The sequence below is a fragment of the Microbacterium sp. ZOR0019 genome, assembly GCF_000800925.1.
In the GTDB taxonomy this organism is placed as follows: domain Bacteria; phylum Actinomycetota; class Actinomycetes; order Actinomycetales; family Microbacteriaceae; genus Microbacterium; species Microbacterium aurugineum.
Genome location: NZ_JRKC01000027.1, coordinates 1 through 15,833, shown reverse-complemented (window position 1 = coordinate 15,833; position 15,833 = coordinate 1). Strand labels below are relative to the sequence as shown.

Genomic DNA, 15,833 nt, shown 5'->3' with positions numbered 1-15,833 from the left:
CAGAGGTCGTGGTCGTCCTCACCCCGCGCGGGTGAGAGAGTGTCCACAACCCCTGGTAGAGAACCATCTCGGCTCCTAAACTCCAGACGACACGCACTCCTTCGTTGCACTGTGGCTTCCCCACGAAACGAGCACCATGTCCACGACGTCTCGACCCGCTGGACACCGGCTGCGCCGCCTCCTGCTCGCTTTCGTCGCGATCTTCGGACTCGTCGGGGCCGGGTTCGCCGTTCCCCTCGCCGCGCAGGCCGCGGAGTCGTCGCTGCGCATCGACAAGCGCGTCGACGACCTGGAAACGCAGGACAGCCTCGAACCAGGCGATGACTTCACGTACACGGTCGACCTGGTCTGCGACGACGTGGACTGTCTCAACGTCGTCCTCACGGACACGCTCCCCGCCGAGTTCGCGGGCTTCGAATTCGTCGGCTCCTCGTACACGCCCTCCACGCTCCCGTTGACCGCGACGACGACCGGGTGCGTGGAAGAAGGCGGGGTGCCCGTCGAGGTCAGCGACGACTGCACGGTCCAGGTGGTCTTCGAGCAGCCGGTGGACGGCGGGATCGGACTCGAAGCGGGCGGGACTTTGAAGCTGAGCGTCGTGCTGCGTGCGCCCCTGGATCTTCCGGCCGACTGGGCGTACAACGGCGACACCGTCACCAATACCGCGACGGCGGACTGGGACAACGGTCCCGGAGACGTTCCGGCGACGATCCAGGACGCTGCGGACGCCGTCGTCACGGTCGAGACGGTCATCGGTGTCGAAGCCAGCAAGAGCTGGTTGCCCGAATCCCAGCAGTTCGACCCGGGCGTGACCTCGACCATCACGATGGGGGCGCAGAATCAGTCGAACGTCGGGGCCGATTCGCTCGTGATCCAGGAGCCCACCAGCGCGGTGGACGGGGCGACGACGCTCGGCGCGGACAACCCCTTCCGCATCGTCGACTTCCAGGGATTCGGTGCGACGAGTCTGCCTCCTGCGGCCACCACGGTGCAGGTCGACGTCTACACCTACGACGAGGTCGCGGGCACCTGGAGCTGGCAGCCGGGCACGCCCGCCGCCACCCCGGCTCTTCCGGCAGGGACGGATCCGGCGGATGTCGGCGGCATCCGGCTGACGTACGCCGGTGGAACGGTCGAGTCCGATGCCGCCGCTTCGACGGCGTTCGTCGTGGAACAGCGCGAGACGGATCGCAACGACGACAGTTCGCTGGCGGGCGGCGACACGGTCACCAACAGCATCACCTCCACCGTGAACGCTCCCGGCGGCGCGACGGAGAGCGATGTCGCAACGGCTCCCTACGAGATCGGACCGCTGACCGTCGATGTGCTCGCGGGCAAGACGATCACCCCCGCCGAACTCGCTGCGGGCGGAGAGGCCTCGGCCGAGCTGACGGCGACGAACACGTCGAACGGCCCCGTGCAGAGCCTGACGATCTCCGACGTGGGCTTCTTCGACGCCGACATGGTCTTCGGTGGATTCCCGTCCGGGATCGACTACCCGGCAGGCGCCACCGGGGGCACGATCACCTGGTACATCGACGGAGTTCCGCAGGCCCCGGTCGCCTTCGCGGACGGCTCCTCCCCGGTACCACCCGCGGGCACGGTCACCGGCTTCGTGATCGAGTTCACGGGGCAGATCCCGGCGACCACCGTCGCGACCGTCGATGTCGCCATCGAGCCCGGGCTGTCACTCGTCAGTGAGGCGGCACCGACGCATCAGCGCACGAACACGATCGACGTCACGGCGACGAACGACGTGGGAACCGCCGACAGCGAGGCGTCCGATGACATCGGGGTCTACTACCCCCAGATCGGCGTCGCGCTCGACAAGCAGATCACACCGGGGGGCGCGGTCGAGCCGGGCAACAGCGTCGTCGCCAGCCTGACCGCGACCACCCAGACCGGCGTCGCACAGGTCGATTCGACCGAGATCGTCGTCGAGGACTCCTGGCGCGACGACCAGACCGACGACTTCTGGAACGCCTTCGACATCGTGGCGATCGCGCCGACGCAGGTTCCGCCGAACACCACGGCCACCGTCGAGTACCAGCGTCCGGACGGTTCCTGGGTCACTCTCGCCACGGTCAGCACGGGCGCGACCGCCGAGACGTTCCAGATGAGCCGCGCGGAGTTCGCCGCCGCACTCACCCCACCCGACGTGCCCTCGGATGTCACGGGCATCCGCTTCACGTTCGACAACCCCGACGGGTTCGCGCAGGGGTTCAGCGTCGTTCCGAACCTGGTGTTCGATGCGCGGACCGATCTGCGCGACGGATCCGGCCCCACCGACCCCCGGGACGACCCGGAGGACGAACAGTCGGCACAGGTGCCCACCGTCTACGAGAACGAGGCCAGCGCGCAAAGCCACGGTGAGGTCGACGGTCTTCCGGATGGGATCGACAGCGACGTCGTCACCGATCAGGACACGATCGGCGTCCAGACCCCCGCCACGGACGAGGGCGTGGGCATCGACGCCAACAAGCGGTGGGTCCAGACGAGCGACAAGACCACGGATGTCGACTTCCTCGATGCGCAGTCCGGCGCGATCGTCTCGACGCGCAACGAGTGGCGGACCGGGACCAGGGGCATCGACACCCTCGTGCTCACCGATCCCGCCACCACCCCGGACTCGGATCCGCCCGGGCCGGCGAGCACCGTCTTCCAGGCCTTCGATCTGCTGAGCGTCGATCCGGTCACCCTCGAGGACGACCCGCTGCTCGCGTGGGATGACATCACCGAGGTCTGGCTGTTCGTGGACGGTGCATGGACCCCGATCGCCGCCCCCGGGGGCTCCTGGATGGGGGCGGACGGGTTCGTCGGCTACACCCTCACGCCGGAACAGACCGCCGGCACCACGGGCGTCCTGATGATCTATGAGCCGGACGATGCCGCACGTACCGCGAGCACGGATCCGACGAGACCCGAACCCGGCTCCGGACTGGCGACGTCGGCAGTCGGGCAGTACCGGCCGACCTTCCTCACCTGGGAGCTGCGCAACGTCGTCCGCGACGAGACCGCGACGGCGGACCGGTGGGTCAGCGCCGATGAGACGTTCAACGACCCCGACCCCGGCATCGTCTGGAACAGCCTGCGCGGCGACTGGACGTCGGCGGCGGGGAACGGGAGCGACATCGAGCAGGACAACATCACCCTCATCGACCAGCCTCCCCTCGTCTCGGTGGACAAGACGGTCACCCCCGCGACGGTGACGATTCCCGAGTCCGCTGACGTGGATCCCGCGAACTATCCGAACGTGACCTTCGACATCGAGGCGAGGAACGACAGCACGGCGCGCGCCTCCTACCTGCGGGTGACCGATCCGATCCCCTGTGCCGCCGGTGCGGCGGACCAGTGTGTGAGCGCACCGGATGCCTGGGCGGACGATCCGTTCGACGGTGCGGACTACGACCCGGACACCAACCCGTACGAGCGGGTCGACGTGCAGTCGCTCTCCTTCACCTACCCGGCGGACCAGGTCGATCCGGACGCCTCGACCGTCACCCTGTGGGACCGCGCGGCGGACGGGACGCTCAGCACCCGCACGCTCTCCCTCACCGACGCGGGAGCGCTCGCCACGGGTGCGCTCGCGACGGTGGTCGGGGTCAGTGTCGTCTTCCACGGCATCGATCCGGCGACCGAGGGTGGCAGCATCCGTGCCGGCGAGGATCTGGGTATCGAGATCGTCACCAAGGTGCGACAGTTCGAGCGCTCGGATGCGGATCAGCTCGTCGAGCCCGGCACCGTCGCCAACGACGTCATCGCCCAGTCCTACGACCCCGTGCTGACGCCTTCCGGCAACGCCTCGACTCCGAGCGACACAGCGAACGACACGGTGGTCCTCGTCAGTGCTCTGCTCGACGCGACCCTCGCGAAGACCATCGATCCGGATGCGATCCTCGAGACCGAGCTCGACGACCCCGTCACCGTGACGCTGGAGGCGACGGATGGCGCGTCGACCGCTGCCACCCAGCAGGTGACCATCACGGACGCCGACGCGGACTTCTGGAACGGCGTGCAGCTCGCGCCCGACCCGGCGCTGAGCACCGTGCTGCCCGCCGGCGCCGATCAGGTGCGGGTCGATGCACTCGTGGGCGCCACCTGGGTGGAAGGGGCCTTCGCGGCGACCGCGGCACTCCCCGCGGGCACGGACCCGGCGCAGATCATCGGTCTCCGGGCAGTGTTCCGCAACGCCGCAGGCGAGGTCTTCTCACGAACGGCCCCTCCGGAGGACTGGACCGCGCAGCTCGCCTTCGACGTCGTCGTGCTGGCGACCCAGCGCGACGGATCCGCGCTCGTTCTGCCGTCCGCATTGCCGAACGCGGCGACGGTCGTGAGCGAGAGGCTCGATGGGCTGTTCGCCGACGCAGATGCCGACGCCGACGCCGAACTGGCGATCGACCCCGGGACGCACCAGATCGACGTCGTCAAGTCGCAGCCCGGATCGAGCCACGTCGTCTCGATCGGCGCGAGCCTCCCGTGGACGCTGCAGTTCACGAACACCGGGACCGGGTTCCTCACGATCGACCAGCTCGAGGACACGCTCCCCGAGTACCTCGATTGGGACTTCTCCCCTCCGATCTACCAGACCTCGGCAGGCGGAACGCTGTCGACCGACGTGTCCGCGTTGATCGACGACACCGGGAAGAACGTGACGTTCACCTGGCCGGACGGCGGGAACCGGATGTCACCCGGTGAGGTCTTCACGATCACCGTGAACCTCGTGCTCGCTCCGGGACTCGCTCTCGACGGTTTCACGACCAACACGTTCGTCGTCACCACCGAGGAAGAGCTCACCGCGTGCACCAACACGTCCGGGAACGGCGAGGGCACGGTGCCCGACCTGGACCCCGATCAGTGCGGCACGACCAACTACGTGCAGCCGTCGCCGGGCGGATCCCTCGCCGCGTACAAGTACGTCAAGGGTGAGATCTACGGTGATCTGGTCGACGGTCAGGTCAACCTGAACAACCCCGACGCGGCCTGCCCGCTGGACCCCGACGGATACACCCGCACGCCGTGCGCTGCCTACACGGCGGTCGGCGCGACCGACGACTGGCGGCTGTCCGTCGTGAACAGCGGGACCGTCGGCTTCGAGACCGTGTCGATCGTGGATCCCCTGCCGCGCATCGGCGACCGGATGCTCGCGACGGGTGGCGCACGCAACAGCACGTTCGACCCGGTGCTCCTTCCGGAGTCGCTCGCCGCGAACGTCCTCCCCAGCGGAGCGACCCTGACGCTCGATGTCACGACGTCCGCGTCGCCGTGCGTGGGGACCGGCTCGAGCTCTGCGTGGTTCGATGATCTGCTCTGTGAGACCACCGCCACCTGGGTGCCGGTGCTCTCGTACACGGGAGCGTGGGAGGAGGTCACCGGTATCCGGGTCACGATCGACTTCACGGGCACCGCCCAGGGGGCGTTCGCGCCGGGTCAGGTGCTCGCGCTGCATTACGAGACGCAGAACGTCCCGGAGTCGACCGCGTACCCGGACCTCGCTCCGATCACCGTTCCCGACGCCGGCGGCTTCGCGTGGAACCAGATGGGCGCCGTGGGGACGGATGCGGGCGGGCGCGAGTACTCCGTGGCCCCTGTGCAGGCCGGGGTGACGCTGTTGGACGGCGACCTCGCGGTGCAGAAGGTCGTGGCCGGTGACGCCGACCGCGCGCCGGATGTCTTCGAGTTCCTGGTCGAGTGCACGGTCGCCGGGGTCCCGCTGGTGCTGCCGGACGACGGCATCCTCAGCGTCTCGAGCGCGAGCGACCTGCGCACGCGTCTGGACGGACTTCCTCTCGGGTCGGTGTGTCAGGTCTCCGAGACCGGAGCTGTCGGCGCGTTCGGAGAGGATTCCCGGATCAACGACGGACAGACCGTGACGATCACCACGCCCGCCGCGGAGGGAGCGGAACCGCCGTTCTCGCAGATCGCCGCGATCACGAACGTGTATCCGGTCCTGCCTCCGGATCCGGATCAGGGAGGTGGCGGCGGCTTGCCGTCGACGGGTCTCGATGGGCCTTCCGCGTCTCTGTTCGCCGGGATCGGGCTGTTGCTCCTCCTCGCGGGCGGACTTCTGATCGGTCGGCGGCGCTTCGGTACCGCTCAGCCCGAGGACGCGATGAGCGGTCGTCGCGGGATCCAACACGAGACCCGGTCGCGGTAGGTGCGGAACGCCGATCCGAAACGTTCCTCGAGGTCGGCCTCCTCGAGCGGCCGGACCAGCGCGTTCCACACGAGGGAGCCGCTGAGCGCATAGACGATCACCAGCCAGGAGCCGACCATCAGACCGATCGCCACGCCCTGCGCGATCCCGCCGATCGCCATCGGATTGCGGACGAAGCGGTACGGGCCCGTGATCACGAGCCGGCGCGGCGTCGACGACGGTAACGGCGTGCCGGCCCCTTGCACGGCCATCGCAGTGGAGGACCAGGTCGAGAGCGCGAACGCCGCGACGAACAGGACGGCTCCGCCGACGCGGACGGCAGGGGGGAAGGCGAGATGCAGTCCCCAGCGCCACTCCAAACCGGCGATGATCGCGGGCAGAGCCACGAGGAACGTCCCCGAGAAGACGAGGGTCTGGAGCGTGGTCTTCGACACGAGCGTCCTGGCACTGGCCTCCGCCGCCGGACGGAACCGGAACGGCCCGATGAGCAGCCATTCCGAGGGCACGCGCCTCAGGAGGAGGATGACCGCGGCCGCTGACGATCCCGCCGCTGCCGCCACCATCAGGAGGGCACCCCAGCCCGCGGTCGCCGTCACCGTGGCGTACCCGACCATTCCGATCGCGACCAGCACGGTCCACGGTGCCGCGATCCAGACGGCCTTCCGCACACCGCACGCGACCAGGGCCGACGCGATCACGAAGAACGGGATGTCCAGTGCGGCGACGATCCGGAAGTCGAGCGCGCCCAGCGTCGCGGTGCGGACGGCCGGAAGGGCGAACACCGCGACCCACCAGGCGGTGCCGGCGGCGGCTTGGACGGCGAAGTAGAGGCGTCCCCACGTCACGGCGCCGATCGTGGCAGACGCCGATGGTGGTTGGGTCGCCCTCACAGCGGCCAGTCTAGGTGGACGGTCCGTTCGATCGGTGGTCGACGCCTCAGCTGAACAGCACGACGAGGTAGACGGCGAACGTCACCAGGTGCGCGGCACCGTGCATCGCGGTCACGCGCCGGCCAGCGAAGGTCGTCACCGAGAGCAGCAGCGTGACGGCGAGCATCAGCAGGTTCGCCGGCGACTCAGCGAGGACCACGGTCTGGCCGGTGAACATGCCGATGATCAGCACCGCGGGGATGGTGAGTCCCACCGTGGACACCAGGGCGCCGTGGCAGAGGTTGTTCACCCGCTGGGCTTCGCCGCCGAGGGCCGCTCGCACGGCGGTGATGGACTCGGGGAGGAAGACGATGCCCGCGATGAGCACTCCGGCGAGGGCGACCGGGGCGCCCAGGCGACCCAGACCGTCATCGAGGAGTGCCGCCATGTCGTGCGACAGCAGCACGATCGGGATGACGGTGACCACCAGCAGCGCGAGGCGGACGAGGACCTCGGTGCGGTGCTCGGCCACGACCTGACGGATGCCTCCGCCGGCTTCGGACTCTTCCTTGTGCAGCGGGCTCTGCGGCAGGCGCGGGTCGACCTCGGTGAAGTCGCTCGCCTGCGCACCCATCTGCCGGTACAGGAAGAACGCGTACAGCAGGACGGTGAGGATGATGATCGGGATCTCCTGCGCGGTCGTGAACGACCCGTCCGTGCCGATGAGGGCCGGGAGGCCGAAGGCCAGCGCGAGGAGGACGATGAGCATCGACAGGTACGCCGACGTACCGGTGCGGTTGTGCGCCATGCCGCGGTGGCGGATTCCGCCGAGCAGGAGGGCGAGTCCGATCACGAGGTTCAGGATGATCATCGCGACGGCCATGACGGAGTCGCGCGCGATGGTGGCGTGCTCGCCCGGGCCGAGCATGACCGCCGAGATCAGGATGACTTCGATGAGGACGATCGACAGCGTCAGGACGAGCGAGCCGTAGGGGTCGCCGAGTCGATGGGCGAGGGCCTCGGCCTGCTTCACCACACCGAACGCGCACACGAGGATCACCGCGATGATCGCGCCGAGGGCGACTACGAGGACCGGGGCGGCCACGGGGGTGGCCAACACCGGGTGCAGCAGGAGGAGAGCCGCGAAGGCACCCCATCCGAGGACGATGCGGACGATGTCCGTGCCGCTGATCACCTGTCTGAGCGCTGTGCGTGACATCGCTGGACTCCTTCGAGATGGGGTCGTCCCCGACTGGTGACCGCGGCCGGGGTCGTCCCCGTCGCAGCGCTGTGTCCACGTCGTGCTCAGCGGTGTCCAGTGTAGCAAAAACAACCCGGTCAGAAAGTAATTTGACTTACACAGGCAACGGGCTATGGTCAGAGGTTACGCCAGCCACAGAAGGGGAAGCGAGCAACCATGTCAGGCAAGTCCATCCAGGGTCGGGGAAGCAAGAAGGCGCCGCAGCTCACGCTCAAGGAGAAGCGTGCGGCCAAGCGCGAGAAGAGTGCACCAGACGAGTTCCTGAAGCCCCGCAAAGGTGCGAAGGGCTGAGTGAACTCCCGTCCGGCGGGGGTGACGGGGCCGAGTCGCGTCACTTCCGCCGGGCACTCACGGCGTGGACGAGTTCCCGAGGGCGAGATCGACCGCGGCGTCGACGTGCAGCGCCGTCGTCGGGAACACCGGAACAGGAGCGTCCGCGGCCGAGATGAGGAGTTCGATCTCGGTGCAGCCCAGGATGATGCCCTCGGCTCCCCGCGACACCAGACGCTCGATCACCTCGACGTAGCGTCGGCGTGATTCTTCGCGGATCACGCCGTGCACGAGCTCGTCATAGATGACGGAGTGCACGGCCGCCCGGTCGTCCTCCTCCGGCACGATGGTGCGGATGCCGTGGGTCGCGAGGCGCTCGGCGTAGAACGGACGCTCCATCGTGAACGCCGTACCGAGCAGCCCGACCGTCTGCATCCCGGAGGCGGCGATCGCCTCGGCGGTGACATCGGCGATGTGGAGGAAGGGGATGGTCACCGCGTTCTGGATCCGATCCGCGACGAGGTGCATCGTGTTCGTGCACAGCACCAGCACTTCGGCGCCGGCGCCCTCGAGCGCTCGTGCACGATCGGCGAGCAGAGCACCCGCCGCGTCCCAGTCGTCCCGCGCCTGCATCTCCTCGATCACGGCGAAGTCGAGCGAGTCCAGCAGGATGCGCGCCGAGTGGTGACCGCCGAGCCGCCCGTGCACGCGCTCGTTCGCGAGCCGATACCACTCGAGCGACGACTCCCAGCTCATTCCTCCGAGCACTCCGATGGTCTTCATCTCACCCTCACTCCCCCGAGCTCTGCCGGAACCGCCGTTCCCAGTCGCGCAACTCCGAGCGGCCGATGAGGGAATCCAACGACACTTGGAAGCGCAGACCCGTGCGGGCGTTGACCTGCTTGATGTTGTCGACGATCTGCGTGGTCACGCCTGTCAGTGCCTCGCGCACTTCGCCGATGCGCTCGTCCGGGGCGTCCCACAGGTCGGGTCGCGTCAGCAGATCGAGCAGGTAGTCGGGCTCCAGCGCCGCGACGAGGCGTGCGAGCTTGTCGGAGTACTCGGCTTCCGCGAGCACGATCTGGTCGGCCTCCGCCTTGGCGTCGAGGCGGACGAAGAGTTGCTCGACGTGCGAGGCGAGGGTATCGATGCCGTGTGCCGTCTCCGCAGCGGTCGGGGAGTTCGGCAGATTCGCGTAGTCGCTGCGGAGTTCGCGCAGACGATTCACCCGAAGTCGGATGCCGGGAGGCACGGGATCCGCCGTCGCAGGGGATTCGGGCTTGCGACGTCGCCGGGCGAGCACCCCGATCGCCGTCCCCGCGGCGGCCACCAGCACGGCGCCGCCGATGATCACGGGGAGCAGCCAGTCCGCTCCTCCCCCACCGGCACCCGCTCCTGGCGCGGACGGCGTCTCGTCGACGATCTGCTGCACGGTCTCGACCAGCGCGGTCTGCGTGTCGCCGTCTGCGGCCGTCTCGTTCGTGTTCGCGATGAACAGGGCCTGCTCGCTCTCGATCGCCGTCGAGGCGGCCTGGAGGTCGTCTCCGATGGCGAGCACCACGGTCGGCTGATCGGTCGCACCGACGAGCTTCTCGAGGATGTACGTGCTGTACGGGCTGTCGAGGCCGGCGTCTTTCGGCAGCACCACGACCGCGACCGATCCGTCGGAGGGCACGACTCCCGTCAGCGCTTCGGTCAGGCCGGAGCTGTCGGAGACATCGGGCGACACGTACACGTCACCCGCGCCGAGACCAGCGATCGCGTCATCGATCCAGCCGGAACCGGATGTCGTGGTGCTGATCATGCCCACCTCAGAAGTTGTTGATCACGGAAGCGAAGACGAGGTCGATGCGTTCGGCGTCCGAGGCGTCGAACATCTGCCCTCCGGTGGCGTCGGCGATGCGCTGCAGGGCCGAGGTGTCGGCACCGGAGCCGTAGGCGATCGGGAAGATGCGCACCGGTGCGTCGGTGCCCCCCTCCTTCGTGCTCTTGCCGATCTTCGCGATCAGCGAGTCGAGCGACGTGGAGGAGTCGGTGTCCTCCCCGTCGGAGAGGACGACGATCGCATTGATGCGTCCGGGCTCTGCCCGCTCGCTCATGGCCTCGTACGCCGTGAGGACCGCGTCGTATAGGGGCGTCCCGTTGCGCTGCGCGTACCGGAGGTCATCGAGCGAGGAGTCGAGCTTCTCGCCGTCGGCGCCCAGCGGCGTGACACGGCGCAGCACCTGGATGCCCTCGCCCTCTGTGGAGTCGACATCCGTCGTGAAGGCCCAGACCCCGACCTCATCGGTCGAGCGAAAGTGGTCGAGGGTCGTCTGCGCGCCCTGGATCGCACCGTCGAGGCGCGAGCGTCCGTCGCCGATCGGCTCGTCCATCGAGCCCGAGATGTCGATGAGCTCCAACACCGACGAAGGCTTTCGCACCTGTGTCCACTGGTCGATCGCGGTCGAGATCACGTCGACCTCGGGCTTGGGCAGCGTCACGCGGGGCTGTGCCGGGTCGACCCCGAAGTTGGCGGTGAACAGGTCGCCCAGCGGGACCGACTCGTCGAGCGGGCGGAAGCCGTACTCGGGCAGGATCTCCTGAGCCGCCGTGGCCTGCAGGAAGGCGGCGAAGGCCTCACCCGCGGTGCGCTGCTCCGCTGTCACCCAGTCGGCACCGAGCACGGTGACGGGATTGTCGGACCACATCGAGCCGCCGGACGGGTAGACGGCGACGAGCTTCGTCTTCGGCGGAGTCAGCGTCTCGCCCGGCTGGACGGTGTGGGAGTCGGGGTTGCCCTTGTTGTAGTTGAGCAGGGACGTCTCCTCCAGCGCCACGGCCGACACGTACGCGGAGCCGTTGGCGCCGTTCTGCGTCTCGTCGTACAGGGTCGAGAGCACGTTGCCCGTGGTGTCGCCGTAGTGGATCACGCACTCCTCGAAGACGCGCGAGAAGTCAGCAGCGGCGTCGACGTCTGCGGACGTGAGTTCTTCCGCCTTGCCCGATGCCTCGTAGGACTGCATCAGGATGGTCGAGAGTCCGGTGGTCGAGGTGTTCGGGTTCGTCTTCGAGATCTTGAACGCGCCCCAGATGTCCTTTCCGACGCTCCCCCACCCGTCGGGGTCCTGGCACAGGCCTTCGAGGTCGGTGATGCTGATCGGCTCGTCCGGCCAGCCGAGGGCCTTGGCCATCGGCTCGGGCATCCCGAACACGACCGGCGTGCGCGTGAACGATGCCGGCGAGCCGACGAGGTTCGCCGAGGCGGCTGCGCTCACGCGATCGGTCCAGACGGTCGACGCCGGCGACCACAGCGTCGGCCACAGGGCGCGGTCGTCGCTCGGCCAGTCCTCGCCCGAGGTGAGGTAGCGCGCGGCGTTTCCGGACGACACGTTCGTCGGGCGCACCGTGGCGCATGTGTCGAGCGACTCGTGCTCCGGTGAGTCCTTGAAGGCGGTCGCGAGCTCGTCGAGCATGTTGACCTTCTCCGACGACGTCGCGATGGCGATGTGCGTGCACCCGTCATCGGGGAATCCTTGACTCCCGTCGGGCGTCGGCGTCGCTTCCCCACCCGTGCAGGCTGCCAGCGTCAGGGCGATGACCGCTGCCGTGGCCAGGGCGGCGGTCGTCCGTCGGGGGATGTCTCTTCGTACGGTGCGAGGCGCGCTCATGCGCCTAGGCTACCCAGGTATCGTCGCGGCGATCACGCCGTCCCTGCGCGCATGAACTCCTCCGCGGCCTGCACCTGCGCCGCGGTCGGGCGGATGCCGGTGTACAGGACGAACTGCTCGAGCGCCTGCAGGGTAGCCACTTCCGCACCCGTGATCACCGTGGCTCCCGCCGCTCGTCCCGCCCTGATCAGGGGCGTCTCCGCCGGGAGCGCGACGACGTCGAACACGACGGAAGCCGTCGAGACGGTCGTGTCGGAGAACGCCAGCCCGTGCTCGTCCGGTCCGCCGGTCATCCCGATCGGCGTGACGTTGACCAGGATGTCGGCGGTCGCGTCCGCGACGTCCACACGCCAGCCGAAGCCGTACGACGCCGCGAGTCCGCGTCCGTTCGTCTCGTTCCTGGCGACGATCGTGACCTCGCCGAACCCGGCATCGCGGAAAGCCGCCGCGGTCGCCTTGGCCATGCCTCCCGAACCGCGGAGCAGGACCGACGCGGCGGGATCGAGCTCGTTGCGGGCGATCAACTGCGCGATCGCCGTGTAGTCGGTGTTGTGCGCCGTGAGCACGCCCTCGTCGTTGACGATGGTGTTGACGGAGTCGATCGCCGTGGCGGAGGGGTCCATCCGGTCGACCAGCGCGATGACGTCCTCTTTATAGGGCATCGAGATCGCACAGCCACGGATGCCGAGCCCCCGCACCCCGGCGATGGCCTGCGCGAGGTCGGTCGGCGCGAAGGCCTTGTAGATCCAGTTCAGCCCGAGCGCTTCGTAGAGGTGGTTGTGGAACCGTGTCCCGTTGTTGCTCGGCCGCGCCGACAGCGAGATGCACAGTGTCATGTCCTTGTTGAGCAGCGTCACCGCTTCAGGCTACTCGCGAGCTGTTCGCGCCATCTCCGCCCGGAACCCCGGGATCCGCGCGGGATCCGCACTCCGGCCGTGTTCGAGCTCACCGGGGTGGCGTCCGTGGCGGGATCGTGCCTCCTCCCCTATGGTGAAGGTGCATGCACACGGGGATTGATCGTCCCCGTCTCTCCCCAGGAGACGGAAGAGCCACCCCAGGGCCAAGACGATCCGTGCATGCGATTGGGCCCTCTCGAGTAGTTCAGTCCCCAATGGGCTACTCGAGGGGGCCGCTATCGTCGTCCTCACCGATTTTCGGATTTGTCCCCCAAAAGGGGGACAAGGCCTCCGAAAAGGAGCTAGGCTGTTTCTGACGCACCCTCCGGTCGTCTTCGGCCCTCATCGCTCCCCCCGCGGTGAGGGCCACACCATTTTCCGGGCGGCGTCCATGCCCCTCCCACGCGCCCGCCTGCCGGATCACGGCCGTGTGCCGCTCATGCAACATTTGGATTACCTTCTTGCCGCGGCTATTCCTCTCCGGGCCTCCTCCACTAGCGTTAGCGGTGTCGGGGCATCCCTGCGTCGGCTTTTTACCCAGCAGAACAGGCAGTACATGAGCACCCAGGGCACGGTCAAGTGGTTCAACTCGGAGAAGGGCTTCGGCTTCATCTCCCCCGACGACGGAGGCGCTGACGTCTTCGCGCACTACTCCGCCATCCAGTCATCCGGCTACCGGTCTCTCGAAGAGAACCAGCGAGTCGAGTTCGATGTGGCGCAGGGCCCCAAGGGCCTGCAGGCAGAGAACATTCGCCCCGTCTGAGACGGGCGAGACACAGAACTCCCCGAACGGAGCGCGTCACGAGCGCACTCCGTCGGGGAGTTCTGTGCTTCTGCCGGGCGATGAGGTCGCACGGGCACGATGAGCGACGTGCCCGCTGACCGCCGGCTCGCGGTCAGCTGCCGATCAGCAGCGTGCGCAGTTCGGGGACGGAGCCGACGCGGAATGCGGCGTCGTCTCCTTCATGGGGGTCGCTGAAGCCCCACTCGACGAAGATCACCGGCACGCCGTTGGCCGCGCCTCCCTCGACGTCGTGGTGCCGGTCGCCGATGAGCACCGGATTCGAGGTGTCGGCGCCCAGGTCGCGCAGGCGACGCAGGGCCTCGGCGACGATGTCGGTCTTCGATGCGAGGGTCGCCTCATCCGGCGTCGCGCCGACGGTGGTGAGGAATGCCGGGCGGAGGCCGAAATGGTCGACGAGTGCGTCCACCTGGTTCTCGGGTTTGGAGCTCGCCGTCGCCTGGGGGACGCCCGCGGCATGGAGCTCGTTGATGAGCTCGGTCACTCCCGGGTAGGTCGCGACGTCGGTCGTGTACCCGTCTGCCTTGCCGAGTGTGCGGTAGAAGGCGACCGCTTCGGCGGACTGCTCCGGCGTCATCCCGGCCTGGTCCTGGAACGACTGGAACATCGGAGGCCCGATCCAGTGCACCAGCTCCTCGCGTGTCGGCGCGGGGTGGCCGAAGTGCGTGAGCGCGGTGTTGAGCCGACGGAGGATGCCGACGGAGGCATCGACGATGGTGCCGTCGACGTCCCACAGTACGCAGGAGTAGGGGGAGTGGGACATGCTCCCAGCCTAGGGTGCCGCGAGAGGATGACCGTGCTTCCTGCACAGGTGTGCACCTAAGGACCTTATGCACACCTTATGTGAACACGAAATGTCTCCATATAAGGTCGTGACAACGGCGGTTTCACGGGTGAGAATGGGGGGCATGTACGTGTCGATGGAAATCATCACGATCTTGGCGACCGGGGCGACGACTCTGGTGGCCACCGTCAGCGGATTCGGCTGGATGATCAGTCGCATGGACGCACGGTTCGCGGCAGTGGACGCGAGGTTCACACGCATCGAGCAGGAGGTCTTCGAGGTGAAGATCGCCATCGCGCGGCTGGAAGGACCGACGCCGCGGCTCATCGCCGCGCGTTGACGGAACGACTCAGAACAGGCGGGGGATGCCCGACTCGATGCCCTTCATGTCGTCGTAGTCGAGCACCAGGCAGCGGATGCCCCGGTCTTCGGCGAGAACACGGGCTTGGGGTTTGATCTCCTGCGCGGCGAAGACACCCTGGACGGGGGAGAGGTGGGGGTCGCGGCCCAGCAGCTCGAGGTAACGGGTCAGCTGCTCCACGCCGTCGATGTCGCCGCGTCGCTTGATCTCGACGGCGATCGCAGCCCCGTCGGCATCCCGCACCAGAAGGTCGACCGGTCCGATCGCCGTGGGGTACTCGCGGCGCACCAGCGTCGCGCCCTCCGAGATGCGTTCGACCTGTTCGGCGAGGAGCCGCTGCAGGTCGGCCTCGACGCCGTCCTTCTGCAGTCCGGGATCGACGCCCAGCTCGTGAGACGTGTCGTGGATGATCTCGTAGATCTGCACGCGCAGTGCGTCACCGGTCTTCTTGTGCGTCACGCGCCACACCTCGACGACGCCGGCACTCGCTTCTTCCTCGCCGGGAACCTCGCTCGACAGCGAGCACGGCGGGCTCATCCAGTTCAGCGGCTTGTAGCTTCCGCCGTCGGAATGCACGAGCAGACTCCCGTCTCCCTTGTGCACGAGCAGACGCGTGGCGAGCGGGAGATGGGCATTGAGCCGACCGGTGTAGTCGACCGAGCAGCGGGCGATGACGAGACGCACCCGTCGAGCCTACTTCGTCGGGAAGGCTGCGCGGTGGGTCCCGCGGCCGCGTGGCGGGGTTTCGACGCGAGACCCCGCCCTCCCGCCGAAACCCCCGTCTCC

The 15,833-nt window shown here is 68.2% G+C and carries 12 protein-coding genes; 4 read left to right on the top strand and 8 right to left on the bottom strand.

Annotated elements, in window-relative coordinates; all coding sequences use genetic code 11:
- The first annotated feature begins 136 nt into the window (after positions 1 to 136).
- Positions 137 to 6,154, top strand: coding sequence for a DUF5979 domain-containing protein (locus tag L978_RS07765; RefSeq protein ID WP_047522044.1), 6,018 nt, complete (start codon positions 137 to 139; stop codon positions 6,152 to 6,154).
- Here L978_RS07765 and L978_RS07760 read toward each other — a convergent pair.
- Both L978_RS07760 and L978_RS07755 read right to left on the bottom strand, forming a co-directional pair.
- Complete coding sequence (locus L978_RS07760; protein WP_047522042.1) at positions 6,094 to 7,044, bottom strand: methyltransferase family protein; 951 nt, start codon at positions 7,042 to 7,044, stop codon at positions 6,094 to 6,096. The two genes, L978_RS07765 and L978_RS07760, sit on opposite strands and share 61 nt — an antisense overlap.
- A gap of 46 nt (positions 7,045 to 7,090) precedes the next feature.
- The gene (locus L978_RS07755) at positions 7,091 to 8,242 is read right to left on the bottom strand and encodes a calcium:proton antiporter (RefSeq protein ID WP_047522040.1); all 1,152 of its coding nucleotides are present in this window, start codon (positions 8,240 to 8,242) and stop codon (positions 7,091 to 7,093) included.
- Between the two features lie 198 nt (positions 8,243 to 8,440).
- On the opposite strand from L978_RS07755, the gene L978_RS19205 reads away from it, so the two are divergent.
- Positions 8,441 to 8,575 (top strand): hypothetical protein, encoded by a 135-nt coding sequence (locus L978_RS19205; protein WP_269406747.1) that lies wholly within the window; start codon positions 8,441 to 8,443, stop codon positions 8,573 to 8,575.
- Positions 8,576 to 8,632: 57 nt separating this feature from the next.
- Here L978_RS19205 and L978_RS07750 read toward each other — a convergent pair whose 3' ends face one another.
- Genes L978_RS07750 through L978_RS07735 form a run of 4 tightly spaced genes read right to left on the bottom strand, consistent with a single transcriptional unit; the run spans position 8,633 to position 13,061 of the window.
- Positions 8,633 to 9,337 (bottom strand): aspartate/glutamate racemase family protein, encoded by a 705-nt coding sequence (locus tag L978_RS07750; RefSeq protein WP_047522038.1) that lies wholly within the window; start codon positions 9,335 to 9,337, stop codon positions 8,633 to 8,635.
- Positions 9,338 to 9,344: 7 nt separating this feature from the next.
- On the bottom strand, positions 9,345 to 10,358 hold the full coding sequence (locus L978_RS07745; RefSeq protein ID WP_156118252.1) for a hypothetical protein: 1,014 nt from the start codon (positions 10,356 to 10,358) through the stop codon (positions 9,345 to 9,347).
- 7 nt (positions 10,359 to 10,365) lie between these two features.
- Positions 10,366 to 12,204, bottom strand: a complete 1,839-nt coding sequence (locus L978_RS07740) for a substrate-binding and vWA domain-containing protein (RefSeq protein WP_047522034.1) — start codon at positions 12,202 to 12,204, stop codon at positions 10,366 to 10,368.
- A 32-nt stretch (positions 12,205 to 12,236) separates the two neighbouring features.
- Positions 12,237 to 13,061 carry a shikimate 5-dehydrogenase gene (locus tag L978_RS07735; RefSeq protein WP_269429712.1) on the bottom strand — a complete coding sequence of 275 codons (825 nt, stop codon included), beginning with the start codon at positions 13,059 to 13,061 and terminating at the stop codon, positions 12,237 to 12,239.
- Between the two features lie 595 nt (positions 13,062 to 13,656).
- On the opposite strand from L978_RS07735, the gene L978_RS07725 reads away from it, so the two are divergent.
- Positions 13,657 to 13,863, top strand: a complete 207-nt coding sequence (locus L978_RS07725) for a cold-shock protein (RefSeq protein WP_017203899.1) — start codon at positions 13,657 to 13,659, stop codon at positions 13,861 to 13,863.
- Positions 13,864 to 13,996: 133 nt separating this feature from the next.
- Here the strand turns inward: L978_RS07725 and L978_RS07720 are convergent, their stop codons facing one another.
- Positions 13,997 to 14,665, bottom strand: coding sequence for an HAD hydrolase-like protein (locus tag L978_RS07720; RefSeq protein WP_047522029.1), 669 nt, complete (start codon positions 14,663 to 14,665; stop codon positions 13,997 to 13,999).
- Between the two features lie 145 nt (positions 14,666 to 14,810).
- On the opposite strand from L978_RS07720, the gene L978_RS07715 reads away from it, so the two are divergent.
- The gene (locus L978_RS07715) at positions 14,811 to 15,026 is read left to right on the top strand and encodes a hypothetical protein (protein ID WP_047522027.1); all 216 of its coding nucleotides are present in this window, start codon (positions 14,811 to 14,813) and stop codon (positions 15,024 to 15,026) included.
- A gap of 9 nt (positions 15,027 to 15,035) precedes the next feature.
- Here L978_RS07715 and nucS read toward each other — a convergent pair whose 3' ends face one another.
- On the bottom strand, positions 15,036 to 15,731 hold the full coding sequence (gene nucS / locus L978_RS07710; RefSeq protein WP_047522024.1) for an endonuclease NucS: 696 nt from the start codon (positions 15,729 to 15,731) through the stop codon (positions 15,036 to 15,038).
- Positions 15,732 to 15,833: the final 102 nt, after the last annotated feature.